This window comes from uncultured Chitinophaga sp. (assembly GCF_902168175.1).
Lineage (GTDB): Bacteria > Bacteroidota > Bacteroidia > Chitinophagales > Chitinophagaceae > Chitinophaga.
This window is the reverse complement of sequence record NZ_CABHOU010000103.1, coordinates 94,909-108,240: the sequence shown is the minus strand read 5'-3', so window position 1 is coordinate 108,240 and position 13,332 is coordinate 94,909. Positions and strand designations below refer to the sequence as shown.

At 49.3% G+C, this 13,332-nt stretch carries 11 protein-coding genes; 6 read left to right on the top strand and 5 right to left on the bottom strand.

Going from position 1 to position 13,332, the window contains the following annotated elements; all coding sequences use genetic code 11:
* Positions 1-211: 211 nt before the first annotated feature.
* The 4 genes from QZT80_RS25170 to QZT80_RS25155 all read left to right on the top strand — a co-directional run bounded on the left by QZT80_RS25170 (position 212) and on the right by QZT80_RS25155 (position 3,067).
* Positions 212-610, top strand: a complete 399-nt coding sequence (locus QZT80_RS25170) for a hypothetical protein (RefSeq protein ID WP_295128924.1) — start codon at positions 212-214, stop codon at positions 608-610.
* 86 nt (positions 611-696) lie between these two features.
* Positions 697-1,731: an Atu2307/SP_0267 family LLM class monooxygenase gene (locus QZT80_RS25165; protein ID WP_295128923.1), complete on the top strand. Its 1,035-nt coding sequence runs from the start codon at positions 697-699 to the stop codon at positions 1,729-1,731.
* Positions 1,732-1,749: 18 nt separating this feature from the next.
* A complete protein-coding gene (locus QZT80_RS25160; protein WP_295128922.1) occupies positions 1,750-2,148 on the top strand; it encodes a hypothetical protein in 399 nt (132 codons plus the stop codon).
* A 34-nt stretch (positions 2,149-2,182) separates the two neighbouring features.
* Positions 2,183-3,067, top strand: a complete 885-nt coding sequence (locus QZT80_RS25155; RefSeq protein ID WP_295128920.1) for a hypothetical protein — start codon at positions 2,183-2,185, stop codon at positions 3,065-3,067.
* Between the two features lie 91 nt (positions 3,068-3,158).
* On the opposite strand, the gene QZT80_RS25150 is transcribed toward QZT80_RS25155, so the two are convergent.
* Both QZT80_RS25150 and QZT80_RS25145 read right to left on the bottom strand, forming a co-directional pair.
* Positions 3,159-3,593: a hypothetical protein gene (locus QZT80_RS25150; protein WP_295128919.1), complete on the bottom strand. Its 435-nt coding sequence runs from the start codon at positions 3,591-3,593 to the stop codon at positions 3,159-3,161.
* A gap of 140 nt (positions 3,594-3,733) precedes the next feature.
* The gene (locus tag QZT80_RS25145; RefSeq protein WP_295128918.1) at positions 3,734-4,132 is read right to left on the bottom strand and encodes a hypothetical protein; all 399 of its coding nucleotides are present in this window, start codon (positions 4,130-4,132) and stop codon (positions 3,734-3,736) included.
* A 176-nt stretch (positions 4,133-4,308) separates the two neighbouring features.
* On the opposite strand from QZT80_RS25145, the gene QZT80_RS25140 reads away from it, so the two are divergent.
* Both QZT80_RS25140 and QZT80_RS25135 read left to right on the top strand, forming a co-directional pair.
* Positions 4,309-5,838, top strand: coding sequence for a SulP family inorganic anion transporter (locus tag QZT80_RS25140; protein WP_295128917.1), 1,530 nt, complete (start codon positions 4,309-4,311; stop codon positions 5,836-5,838).
* A gap of 36 nt (positions 5,839-5,874) precedes the next feature.
* Positions 5,875-6,318: a GNAT family N-acetyltransferase gene (locus QZT80_RS25135; RefSeq protein ID WP_295128916.1), complete on the top strand. Its 444-nt coding sequence runs from the start codon at positions 5,875-5,877 to the stop codon at positions 6,316-6,318.
* Positions 6,319-6,442: 124 nt separating this feature from the next.
* On the opposite strand, the gene QZT80_RS25130 is transcribed toward QZT80_RS25135, so the two are convergent.
* From QZT80_RS25130 to QZT80_RS25120, 3 genes are read right to left on the bottom strand one after another with little or no spacing between them, the layout of a single operon-like run.
* Entirely contained in the window at positions 6,443-8,839 is a 2,397-nt protein-coding gene (locus QZT80_RS25130; RefSeq protein ID WP_295128914.1) for an outer membrane beta-barrel protein, read from the bottom strand.
* Positions 8,840-8,845: 6 nt separating this feature from the next.
* Complete coding sequence (locus QZT80_RS25125) at positions 8,846-11,653, bottom strand: pitrilysin family protein (protein ID WP_295128913.1); 2,808 nt, start codon at positions 11,651-11,653, stop codon at positions 8,846-8,848.
* Positions 11,654-11,685: 32 nt separating this feature from the next.
* Positions 11,686-13,314 carry a SusD/RagB family nutrient-binding outer membrane lipoprotein gene (locus QZT80_RS25120; protein WP_295128912.1) on the bottom strand — a complete coding sequence of 543 codons (1,629 nt, stop codon included), beginning with the start codon at positions 13,312-13,314 and terminating at the stop codon, positions 11,686-11,688.
* Positions 13,315-13,332: the final 18 nt, after the last annotated feature.

Sequence of the window (13,332 nt, the reverse complement as noted above, 5' to 3'; positions counted from 1 at the left end):
TTCCGGATGGGTAATTGTGAAAAACTAATGCTGGTGCTTTAGACGGTTAATTTGGGTTTATTGATGAAGATAAGGAAGGTTGATTAATTAGCAAATCTGATTGGCTTGTATCACGACTTAAATGCCCCCTTCTCCAAATCATCCCCCCTCCTGACGCAACTCATTTCTCCAATTCCCCCATTCTCCTAATTTGCCGCAAAACCAGAGCGCCATGACCATCTACATCAGTGAAGAGGATAAAATATGTAACATCCAACAGGCTTTTAACGACCAATTCCCTTACCTCAAGCTGGAATTCTACGAGCAACCACATGCCTGGGGCGCGCCCTGCCCGCCTTCCTGCAGTTTGTCGCCCGAAACACCGATCGAACAAATAAGGATGGTGCATACATTTGGATGGATCGATATTGGCAGCCTTCGTACGGCTGCTGAAGTGGACTATGATTTCCGCAAGATACTGGGACTAAGCATACAGATATATCAGCGCAAAACGGAGGAATGGCTCGAAACCACCATGACAGACGACTGTACGCTGGCGCAACTGAATGCGGAATGCCTGGATACCAGGCGGAAAGCCTTTACCTGGCAAAGGCAGGCCAACTGGCATTAACAGGTACACCGCTTTCCCAGAGGATACCGCTTACTATGCCTTAAATCGCCCAAACTTCCCGACCTTTGCACCACAAATTTATTACGATGGAACTGGGAATCAGCACATTTGGAGAGATAGTACCGGACGGGAAGGCAGGAAATGCTCAAAACGCTCACCGCCGCATCCAGGAGTTAATAGCAGAGGCTAAAATGGCTGATGCTGTCGGGCTCGACGTATACGCACTGGGCGAACACCACCGCCCCGATTATGTGATATCGGCCCCTGAAGTGGTACTCTCTGCGATTGCTGCCCTTACCAACCGCATCCGATTGTCCAGTTCCGTAACCGTTTTAAGTTCTGCCGATCCCGTACGCACTTTCCAGAACTTTGCCTCCCTCGACCTCGTATCTAATGGCCGGGCGGAGATTATGGCAGGCAGGGGCTCGTTCATCGAATCGTTCCCGCTGTTCGGGTACGACCTGAAGGATTATGATGAACTGTTCACCGAAAGCCTGGACCTGCTGCTGAAAATTAACGAGCAGATCATGGTATCGTGGAGAGGCAAACACCGCCCGCCCATCCAGGACCAGGGCGTGTACCCCAGGCCGTTACAGGAAAAACTTCCGGTGTGGCTGGCTATAGGCGGTACACCATCGTCGGCAGCCCGGGCGGGTAAACTCAATCTCCCGCTTACGCTCGCTATACTTGGCGGCGATCCTTCTCAATACGCGCCCCTCATCAACCTCTACCGTGAATCGGCCCGCAAGGAAGGTCACGATGTGGAGAAACTACAGATCGCCATCAATGCCCATATGTACATAGCCGATACATCGGAACAGGCCGCTGATGAGTTTTGGCCTACCTATGAAAAGATGATGAACAAGATCGGTAAGGAAAGAGGCTGGTCGCGCATTACCCGCCCGCAGTTCGAACATATGCGCTCGCCACAGGGGCCTTTGCTGGTAGGCAGCGTAAAAGAGGTGACAGAAAAGATCTTACGGATGCACAGCATCTTTAAAAATACCCGCTACCTGGCCCAGATCATTGCCGGCGACATATCACACGGGCAGATACTGCACTCCATCGAACTTTTCGGAACGAAAGTTGCTCCCGTTATCAGAGAAAAACTGGGTGCCTGACCCGCAAAACCTCATCGTATGGCAAATCATGTGGTCCATCTTAGTGTAAGTATCAATCGCAGTGTTGACGATACGTACAATTTCTTATCAGACCCCCGGAACTTCTCTAAGTGGGCGCCGGGCTTCTGCCTGTCTATCGAGGAAACGACCACCGACAATACCTGGAAAATACAAACCAGCAACGGAGAAGCGTATGCAACCTTCGTTGAAAAGAACAAGCTGGGCGTGGTGGACCATTATGTGACGATGGATAAGGTTACGGTGTATATTCCTCTGCGGGTATTGGCAAATGGTTCGGGCAGCGAGGTGGTGTTCTCTTTATTTAAACAACCCAACATGTCGGATGTTGATCTCGAAAAAGATAAAGCAGCAGTGGAGAAAGATCTGCAATCATTAAAAGCTTTATTGGAAAAATAGATTGTTTATCTTTCGGCTTCGAACGAAAACAACTATGAAGAAAATCTACCTGTTAGCCCTCGGCGTTATAACCATTGCCCTGGGCTGCGAGCCAGGCAAAACGGCCACCAGCAATAAGGACACAGCTATTGTTATTACCGGCGACTCCGTAGTCAGTACCCTGCCGGCCGACAGTATCCCGTCTGAAATATATGTGGCCGCGGTGCGCAGCAAAATGGACTCTTTGCATAAAATATTACCTTCTTTAACTCCGCAACAGGCCGTACTGGCCTACACAACTTTTAAAACCTTCATGGATTCGGTGGTGCTGCATCTTTCGGTAAATGAAGCCTGGTGGACCGATCATTACCTCAACACGTATTCGGAGGAAGCTAACGACTACCGTCCCGGCGGCGATACCTTAAAACGCGTAAAACTGCTCGCCACCGCCGGTATTGAGCCACAGTACATTGGTGAAGGTTATACGGAGCTGACGACGGAGCCGTATCTGTATCACAAATTATTTGGCCCCTACCTTCCCGCCGATTATAAATCCTACGTAGAAATTAACGCCCATGAAGACACGACGCTTTTCAGTGCCGATGCCGGAATTATTATCCCATGGCCGGAAGTGGGCATGCGCGTGCATCAGTGGGAAGTGTTCGTGAACACCTACCCTTCCAGCCCCCTATTTAGAGATGCGAAAGCGAAATATGACAACTACCTCGTTGAATTCCTGCTCGGCGAGGACAATACACGTACGATAGAAGATGGTGAGATGGTGCCTGAGATAAAAGCCGCGTTCGAAGCGTATGCGGCACAATATCCTGATACCCGCAGCGGTGCTATTGTAGCTGACTTCCTCAAGAAATCCGCGTCAGAAAAGGATCACGACAAGCTCGTAGAATGGGTCATTAAACGTACCGACGAGAAGAAATAAATTCTTTATTAAATCAGCTTTGGTAATACAAATCAGCCGCCGTTGTGTCACTCCCTTCAGCGGCTGTTTCTTTATTAGGCGAAAGAGGCATTTATTTCATGACGATACCCAGGCAGTCGTCGGCCGCTGCTCTTTTATACCTGGTATAACAACCCTCAACACACATGACGGTAAGGGGCGAAAGCGTGAGCGTGTCGTTAACGATCAGGTATGAATACTTAAAACGCTCACCGGTAGTGGTATTATAAAGCGTAAAGGTGAGACTGTCTTTGGAAAAATTGTGGTACTGAAGCGTTGAATCGTTGGAGGCGAACAGCGTTTCCCCGAAATAAATGTTCCTTGCTTTCAAAGGGTCTACCTGCTCATTTATAACAGGCCCGCCAATGCTGTAACCCACCGACGTCTGGATCCACCAGCCATTTAGTCCTGTGTTTAAGACCCTTTCTTCCTGCGGCACTTCTTTATCCTTTTCGCAGGCCACCAGGGTTAAAAGCGCCAGGCTGCAAATAATAGTCAGAAACTTCATAAAGGGGATTTTATTATTAAACGGAGATGCTGTTGAAAAGTTACAGTTTCTGTGCCAGGTTGAAACCCGCGCCCCACCCCCAAAAGAAAGCGGCCGCAGAGCCTATTGCTCCACGGCCGTTTTAAAAATGTTATTACTTTTTACCTACATGACTTGGTAATGGTCACACTGGAGAACTCCTTACCCACGCCATATTTTGCGAGGGTAAGTGTGGTGGTAGTAGCACCGCCTGTCAGGCTGGTTACCGTAAGCGGCGCTATAGTTTCATATTTGGAACCGTCGGTAGTAGTCACCACCATTTTCAGGTTCACCACCCTGGAGCCTGTAGCGATATCGTAATTATTGGCAGAAGTGTTCTTCACATCGAAGTCCAGGAACACCTGCCCACCAGCATTATCGGGTCTTCTGTCTGTTTCTGTAAGTTCGAAACTGTCTGCAAAACAGGCACCGCCACCTGATTTGTTATCATCTTTGCTGCAGGCAGAAAAAAGTACCGCCAGGGCGGCTACGGGTACAAAAAGCATTCTCTTCATGTTCATGTTGCTATGGTTAAATTAATGGTTCCGTTGGGTACAAACGCGCAATCTGTGTTTTGTCTAACGTATCCGGCTGCACGATCTATTACTGTTCCGCAATTATCAACAACTGTGCCATCCGCTAAGCACTAGCCGCATTTTTTATTAGCTTTGCGGAAAATCACCTAATTAACGCCGTCTTGAAAGCATACCTGAACTTGTTCGATTTTAGCCAGAAAGTAAATTATAAAAATGAGGTACTGGCAGGCCTTACAGTGGCCATGACCATGATCCCCGAGTCGCTCTCGTTCGCTATACTGGCAGGCTTCCCTCCACTTACCGGCTTGTATGCTGCCTTTATCATGGGTTTAATTACCGCCATTTTCGGCGGTCGCCCGGGCCTTATTTCCGGAGGTGCCGGCGCTACGGTGATCGTATTAATTGCTTTGATGAACTCGCACGGACTGGATTATGTATTTGCAGCAGTAGCGCTGGCAGGTGTTTTCCAAATCTTGGTGGGCTTATTCAAACTCGGAAAATTCATCAGGCTTGTTCCTCAGCCTGTGATGTACGGGTTTGTTAACGGGCTTGCTGTAGTGATATTCATGTCACAACTGGAACAGTTTAAAACCGGTGACGGCTGGTTAAGCGGTACGTCGCTGCTCATCATGGGGGGCTTAACGGCCCTGACCATCGCCATCGTGCTTATCTTTCCCAAAATTACCAAAGCTATCCCTCCTTCCCTGGCCGCGATCGTTGTCGTGTTTTTGCTGGTGGCCGGTTTTCATATCGATACTAAAACGGTGAAGGATATCGCGTCCGTAAGCGGTGGCTTCCCTCCACTCCATATTCCCCAGGTGCCGTTCACATTCGAAACGCTGAAGATCATTTTTCCCTACGGACTGATTATGGCAGCGGTTGGACTAACGGAAGGTTTGCTTACGCTCAACCTTGTAGATGAGATTACCGGTACCCGTGGCAACGGTAACCGCGAAGCACTGGCCCAGGGCGGTGCCAATATGCTGAATGGCTTTTTCACCGGCATGGGTGGCTGCCCGATGATCGCACAAACACTCGTGAACCTTTCTGCCGGTGCCAGGGCACGTTTATCGGGCATTATCGCATCGCTCACGATCCTGGTGATCATCCTCGTGGGCGCCCCGCTGATCGAACGCGTACCCATGGCTGCGTTAACGGGTGTAATGATCATGGTGGCGATAGGTACTTTCGAATGGAGCAGTTTCCGCATTATTAACAAAATGCCCCGGCAGGATATTTTCGTGGGCATACTCGTGGCTCTCATTACTATCGTGCTACATAACCTCGCGCTGGCGGTACTGATCGGCGTTATCATCTCAGCCCTTGTATTTGCCTGGGAAAGTGCCAAACGCATACGCGCCCGCAAGTATTGGGACGATAATGGCGTGAAGGTATATGAGATTTTTGGGCCATTGTTCTTTGGTTCGGTAGCCGGCTTTTTGGAGAAGTTTGATGTGGCGGGAGATCCCGAGGAAGTTATCATCGATTTTAAAGATAGCAGGGTGGCGGATATGTCGGGGATCGAAGCTTTAAATAAACTGACCGAACGGTATGCCAAAGCCGGTAAAAAGCTGCATCTCAAACACCTGAGTAACGATTGCGTAGCCCTGCTTAAAAATGCCGGCGGCGTCATCGACGTAAATATTATGGAAGATCCGGAATATAGGGTGGCGGCAGATGGCATCGGTTAAAAAAATCCGTATTTTTGGTTAGACCATACTTTGTTTATGAACATCATGCCTTATAAGCCCGTTTACCGGGACCAGTGCCTGGCCATATTCAACAGCAACCGGCCTAAGTATTTCGACATCTCGGAACTACCAACATTTATCAACTGGCTCGAACATTATGCGGACGAGAACTATTTCGTGCTGGAGCAGGACGGAGATATTATTGGCTGCGGGGGCATATTTTATGAGTCAGATAAAAATACCGGTGGGCTTTCCTGGGGGATGGTACATGCACAGGAGCAGGGCAAGGGATATGGAAAGATGTTTACCCAACACAGGATCGGGCTGTTCCGAACGCTTTACCCCGGCGCATCATTACAACTAAACACCTCGCAACACACTGTTACATTTTACGAAAAGATGGGGTTTCGGGTAATCTCCGTTAAACCTGATGGTTACTCCATTGGCCTCGACCGTTACGATATGGTGGCGGAAGGATAAAATTGGCAGGTAAATGAATATAAACCTGCTTGTATCATTAACCAAAATCTAATATTTTCAGGCTACTCCATCCTCGCCGCACTAAAACTCCGCGATACGCCGATTCTGGTCTCCACGCAGCCCTTCAGAAATTACATTTCAGCTTAACCATTCCAAAAAAACCAATCCCATTTACACGGGACACTTGATCGAAAAGAGACGCATATTGACGGTCTGCAAAATTATTTCCATTCAAAATATCGATTACATCTATACTTAAGGTCAATTGTTCCTTTTCCAGGAACCGGTACCCAAGGCTGCTATTCAGCAAACAGTTACTCTTTTTAAAGCCACCCGGCAGTTGCGGGTTATTACTGTAGTTACAGTCTATAACCAACTGCATGCGCTTAACCAGGTTTGCTTCCAGCGATCCGGAAACACTATTGGTATGGTAATGCAGCCCTCTTAACTCCGGCAGCGAATAAGTTGTACTATTTATAGAGTGTGTAAAATTTCCATTTAGGGTGAATATTTCTTTCCAAATAGCAGAAAAACCTGTCCGCCCGTCAACCCGCCATGTACCAGCCACGTTTTTACGCCCCTCGATGAACCCCGCCTCACGGGTATTCCCCCCATTGCCACCAAGATTTGCCTGCAACCGCACATCCCCTATCTTACGCGATTTAAAACCCGACATACTAAGGCTCCACCTGCCCGTGCCATTCACATTCCGGAAGGTAGCAAACTGCCGGCCCTGCTCATCGTACCGTAAATCGTTTACTACCTGGTTGCCCGTAATCATCGTCATAAACGTCAAATTCAGTCCCAGTCCCTGCCTTGGCTCAAACCACCTCGCCATCGACATCAGCATATGGGTAACGGCCGTTTTAAGAAACGGATTACCCTGCGTAATGTAAACCGGGTTGCTGTTATTTACCAGTGGCGACAACTGCTCGCCCGTAGGCGGAGCTGAAGAAATACTGTAATTGGTAACGAGGTTGCCGCCCTTAAAGTTATAGTTGAACTGCAGGCTTGGCGAAAACTGTCGCTGCCGTTGTTCTATCACGGTATCGGCCCATAACAGGCGATTTTGCTGGTACAGGTAACGCATCCCCATATTCAGCGCCACACTCAGCCGGTCGTTCTTATAACCCAATTGTAACGATGGCACCTGCGAGCGTTGCGTGTTTTTGTTCCAGGCCGACAAAATGCTATCCCGCTGCCCGCCCTTAATTTCATCAAATGTTTCCTTCTTCAGTTCTCCTCCCTGCTGGTCCAACTGATATTCAAACGCTACTACCCATCCTCCTGCAAGTTTACCAGACAAATTCAGATGAAGATAGTTGTTGCTGTTCTGCGAGCCCGAATTGCCCCGCTGCCGGAGCGAATCGAGGCTACCACCTGCGGTGTTTGTTTCGTCGTCCGTATTACGGCGTACGTTACTGCTCCAGTTCACGTCCAGGTTCACCCGGCGGTTGCGCGAACTTTTATTGAAACCTACATGAATGCCTGAACTCCAGGAATCTCCTGTACTCCGCCGGCCCGAACGGATTTGCTGCAAAGCGTTCCCGGAAGTTGTTTCGGTAACTGCGTTGTTTACAATATCCGCTTTACTACCGCCCCAGCCCACTGTCGGCCTCACGGTTAACACGGTGAGCGAATCGGCTTCGTAAGTGAAGTTTAATGACAGGTTGTGATTGGTGCTGTAGTTCACCGTCTGTTCTGTACTCCGGTAATTGAAACTACTGTCGGGTAAAAAGTTCCGGCGAAACGTCTCCTCTGTTTTTTCTATTTTGCTGTGAGAGAAACTATAATTCCCATCCAACAGCAGCTTTTTTGTTATTTGCGTGTTCAGGCTAAGTCCTGCCGACTGCGAAGCTGTTATGCCCTGGTTAGGCATCCGCATCCCCATGGCGCCATCTCCTACGTTACCTGCGGTAGTATAAAGACTCAGGCGCAAAGGGTCCGACAGGGTATTAAGGAAGGCATTTGCAATATACGTCTGGCGGGTGCCTGCACCTGCGGAAGCATTGCCCGTACGGCCAATCCTTTTGTCCTTTTTTAAAGTGAGATTAATCGTCACCTCGTTTGACGGCGGCTGCACGGCCAGGCTACGCTGTTGCGCCAGCGTTTTAGTGTCGGCCACCTGCACTTTGCTGATGATGTTGCCTGGCAGGTTACGGAGTGCCGCTTCAATATTGCCCTCAAAGAACTCCCGCCCGTCCAGCCTGATCTTATTCACTTTCCGGCCGTTAACAGTAATCACCCCGTCCTTATCTATCTCTACCCCGGGCAGTTTTTTCAAAAGGTCTTTCACCATCGCATTGGGCAATAACCGCACCGATGCGGCGTCGAATTCCAGCGTATCGTTGCGCAATACAAACGGTGGCTTTTCTGCGGTGATGGTTACTTCTTTCAGGTCTATTTTCTTAGGCAACGTATCGGCCTGTACCTCGTTAACCCGGCCTGCAGCGCCCTCCTGTGCTTTTAACACGGGGGCGGCTGCAAGCAGGGTAAACAGGATCATGAACAGTATTTTCACTGTATATTAGTTAAGCTCCGGCACCTGCACTATGCGGATATAGTTAGCATTGTTAAAATAGCGCACGGCCGACTGTTGCAGGCTGCTGCCTGTTACCGGTGCCAGCCGTTTTTTCATATCGGGCAACACTAAGGGTTCGCCATTGTTTACCATGCCATTGATATAGGTTAACCAGAACCCGTTTTCTTTAAAGGCTCTTTCCATAGTAGTACGTTCGCCCGCCTTGTATTTGCTGATATCTTCATCCAGGGCGCCCTCCATCTTTACTTTCATAATTTCGCTGTTAGCCGCCAGTATCAAAGGTTCTACGTTTCGCGGATCACAAATGAAATTCACGAATATCGCGTACTCTCCGGAAGGTAACTTACGTGTGCTGGCATTTACCCTTACACCATAAACACCACCCTCCTGTTCGCGCAGCCGCTCTGTGAGTTTGATGTTCATGACACCTGCCAGTGCTTTCACCTGTACGCTGTTTGCATCGCTGTAGTCAAATGGTCCGCTGAAAATGAGCATGACGGTTGCCTGGGGTTCTTTGCCTTTAACCACCTTGCGGGTAATACGTCCGTCGGGATAATCCAGTTTCAGGTTATTGGCCGCCTCGGTTTTGCCGGTGGCGGGTAAAGCACCCAGGTATTTTGCCAGCAGCGGCTTAATGGCTTCCACCTCAAAACTGCCCACAAACGTGAAGCTGAAGTCCGCGGCGTTGGCAAAACGTTCTTTGTACAACGCCAGCGCCTTATCGGCATCCAGCGTTTCAAGTTTTTCGGGCGGCATATTCATTCGCCGGAAGTGGTAACCGGCTAATACGGCCGACAGGGTATCGTTAAATATTCTTGCCGGCGACTGGTCTGGATTGTTAAAATCGATACGCGCTTTTTCGAGCATGTTGTTGAACGCTACGGCATCTTTACGGGGTTTGGTAAAGTACAGGTAGGTAAGTTGAAGGCTGAGTTCGAGATCTTCTGCCGTGGCACCGCCACTAACGCCTTCCGACAGTTCGCCTATCGAAGTTGACACCGATACATGTTTTCCGGTAAGCAGCTCGCGCAACTCCTGCAAGTCCATATCCGCAACACCAGATGCACCTACCATGCCGGCGGCCATCCTGGCATTGTAGAAGTCGGCGTCACTCACCAGCGAAAGGCCGCCAGGACTGTAACCTGTAAACATGATCTCGTCTTTTTTCAAGGTGGTGGGTTTCAGCAATACCTTCACGCCATTACTCAACACTAACTCCGTAATACCCAGTTCCGGCAGCTTACGTTCGCTGGTGATCGTACCAGGCGTTATCTGCTCGCGGAAAATGCTCGTTTTCTCCGACTTTTTATCAACATAAGCCGTTACTGCTCCCTGCTCAACCGACTGCATCCATTGTAATACGGTGGCTTCTGACGGCAGGCTGGCAGCTTCTTTCTCACTGGCAGTAATAATGATATCGCGGTCGGTGGTTTTGAGGTAAGGCAGCAGATAGTGCTGGATAGCGGCAGGCGTAACTGTATCGGTAAACCCTTTATATAATTCCGCTTCGTAAGCAATGCCCGGCGCGCCTACTTTCTTTGTAAAGTGGTTTACATATTCGCGCACATAACTGTCCGACTGGATTTTGTCGCGGTCTTTATTTGTTTGATTAATGCCGGACATGAAATTCAGTGCCGCCTTTTTCAACTCCTTTTCGGTAAATCCGTATCGTTTAATACGCTCCAGTTCCATCCACCAGGCTTTTATGCCTTTTTCGTAGGCACCCGGTTTAAATACCACCTTGCCATTAAAAGCATCCAGGTTGCCTAACATCGCACCTACACTGTAACCGGCGCTAAGAAAAGGAGCATCTGGCTGCTGCTGCAGTTCGTTAAAGCGATTGCCGATCATGAGCCCTATTAACGTTCGGGCAGTGGCTTCTTTAAACTGTTCGCGTGTTTCCATTCCCATAGCCGGGAATTTTACCGACAGTTCAAGCGTTGCTTTGTTTAATTCCGCATCGGTAACCGTCAGGAAGTTATTATTGCCTTTGAGAGATATAACAGCTTCTGTACGTGGTTTGGCGTTTTCGGGCGTACGCAGGTTGGAGAACATGTTTTTAATCAGCTTCTCCACTTCTTTCACATTCACATCCCCCACCACGATCAGTGCCTGCAAATCCGGGCGGTACCAGTCCTGGTAAAACTTACGGATCTCTTCGTGTTTGAAGTTCTTCAACACTTCTTCTGTGCCAATCGGCAAACGGTTGGCGTACACAGAATGATTGGTGATAACAGGCAGTACTTTGTCCTGCACCCGCTGCCCTGCACCGAGCCGCTGACGTTTTTCCTCCAGTATCACCCCTCTCTCTTTATCGATCTCTTCGCCCTCCAGTGTAATGTCTTGCGCCCAATCGCGCATGATCTGCATGGCGTTTCGGAACAGCGTTTTATCTTCCACCCCAACCGGCAACTGGTAAATAGTTTCGTCGAAAGATGTAGTGGCATTAAGGTCGGCCCCGAAACGTACGCCTGCTTTTTGCAGGTAGCTGATAAGCTCGTTTTTCGGGTAATGTTTGGTGCCATTGAATGCCATATGTTCGAGGAAGTGCGCCAGTCCACGTTGTTGTTCCGTTTCCAGCACAGAACCTACTTTATTCACCAGGTACAGCGTTGCCCGTTTTTCGGGGTAGTTGTTTTTCCGGATGTAATAGGTAAAACCATTCGGCAATTTGCCGGTAACTACCACCGCTTCCAACGGCACTGTTTCGCTCTGCTGAGCATGGGCCGGCATTACAGCCGGTATACACAAAAGGATAGCCGATGCGGCTATCCTGCCACAAAAATTCATCATGTTGACCACTTAAATGTTTATAAAAGATATGCTTACGGCATCCACCAGATTTTGCTGGTAAATGGATCGATAGTGCCCTGCGCTTCGAGGTTTTCTTTGTTAAGTAATGCTTCTGAATATGGGTAGGGTGCGCGGATCGGCATCCTGTCGGCAGTACGCGCATCATCATAAGAAAGCGGAAGGTTTGGATAACCATTACGGCGATAATCGACCCAGGTTTCGAATGGCTCGATGCCATTGAACGCCATATATTTCTGGAACATCAGCAACTTGTATTTGTCCGGCGCAGCGGTCCAGCTTACGCTTTGATTACCGGCAGCAGTTTCCTGTATATACCAGGTATTAAACTTATCGTCGCTCAGCGAAGGAACAGTACTGTTCCCCCCTACGTTCAGCCAGCGGAATGATTCTTTAATGGCATCTTTATACGCTGTTTCCGCATCTCCGGCCAGCCAGCCGCGTTGTACAGCCTCGGCTTGTAAAAACAGGCTTTCGATGCTGGTCATCATCCACACGGGCATATCATAACCTTTAATGATACCTGTTGATGTGGGCGACACGGCCATATTCTGCGCCCTGACGCCACCTACCTGGCTCAGGTACTCTGTTTGGTTGTACGGGAACTGCACTACGTTTATTTTCAGTCCGAACCTGGCACCACGGTACTCTCGCGGACCTGCCTGCGGGAAGGCCTCTGCGCCACCTGCCGGCATGGTAATCCTTGCCGGGCCGTAAAAGTAACCGAGGCGGGGATCGTTGTTCACTTTCAGCAAATTCATCGCATACTCATTGGCAGTGGCAAATTGCCAGTACGGCAAAAAGCTGCCCCCCAGGTTGCTCGACCAGCGTGGGTAGAGATCGTATTGCGACCACTGGCTGAAATATTGCGAAGGCTTTTGGTCGGTGTATCCCGGGTTCATGTCGGCATCTTCACCGCTGGCCAGGAACCCGCTGCCTTCGGCCGTAATTTTGTCTATTTCTGTTTTGATATACGCATGCCTGTCCGTACGGCTCGCCTGGTGCATCAGCAGGCGTAGTTTCAGCGTATTAGCAAATTTCACCCACATGGTACGGTCGCCATGAAACACAATGTCTGCCACGCCTATCCGCAAGGCTTTATCGGTAGTGGTGCCTTTTATCAGCGTAATGGCCTGATCCAGTTGTTTAATTAAATCTTCGTAAATCTCCTGCCCGTTATCGTACTTCGGCTTCCGGTATTCGGGCTTGCCTGCCTGCGTGTAAGGAATATTATTCACGCAGTCTACTGCCCTGCTCCAGGAAATGGCCTTCAGTATCTTCGCGATCCCCTCGTAAAAAGGCTGGTCATGGACCTTTGCGTTGGCCTCAAATCTCATTATACTCACGTCTGGCGTCATGCTGACAAACAACTGCTCGTCCACCGGAAAGTATGTGGTATGTTTAATGCCGGAAGGCAGATTGGCGCAGGCCCAGTACCCCATCCAGCTTTGCATGACCCACTGTTCAGAGGACGAGTGAGCCTCTATCAGCAGATTGGGAAGTATGATGTCTGGTGTGGCGTTGGTTTCTGTGATCTGCTGCGGATCGTAGTTAATATCGATCCAGCCTTTTTTGCAGCCTGCTAACGACAAGCCGGAGGCGAGGCTGGCGGCAAGAAATATATGTTTATATGATTTGTGCATTGGTTACTGGTTGATTAG

What these genes read in the sequence shown, in the direction of transcription:
- QZT80_RS25170 (WP_295128924.1), top strand. Translation starts at nt 212, where the DNA reads ATGACCATCTACATCAGTGAAGAGGATAAAATATGTAACATCCAACAG.
- QZT80_RS25165 (WP_295128923.1), top strand. Translation starts at nt 697, where the DNA reads ATGGAACTGGGAATCAGCACATTTGGAGAGATAGTACCGGACGGGAAG.
- QZT80_RS25160 (WP_295128922.1), top strand. Translation starts at nt 1,750, where the DNA reads ATGGCAAATCATGTGGTCCATCTTAGTGTAAGTATCAATCGCAGTGTT.
- QZT80_RS25155 (WP_295128920.1), top strand. Translation starts at nt 2,183, where the DNA reads ATGAAGAAAATCTACCTGTTAGCCCTCGGCGTTATAACCATTGCCCTG.
- QZT80_RS25150 (WP_295128919.1), bottom strand. Translation starts at nt 3,593, where the DNA reads ATGAAGTTTCTGACTATTATTTGCAGCCTGGCGCTTTTAACCCTGGTG.
- QZT80_RS25145 (WP_295128918.1), bottom strand. Translation starts at nt 4,132, where the DNA reads ATGAACATGAAGAGAATGCTTTTTGTACCCGTAGCCGCCCTGGCGGTA.
- QZT80_RS25135 (WP_295128916.1), top strand. Translation starts at nt 5,875, where the DNA reads ATGAACATCATGCCTTATAAGCCCGTTTACCGGGACCAGTGCCTGGCC.
- QZT80_RS25125 (WP_295128913.1), bottom strand. Translation starts at nt 11,653, where the DNA reads ATGATGAATTTTTGTGGCAGGATAGCCGCATCGGCTATCCTTTTGTGT.
- QZT80_RS25120 (WP_295128912.1), bottom strand. Translation starts at nt 13,314, where the DNA reads ATGCACAAATCATATAAACATATATTTCTTGCCGCCAGCCTCGCCTCC.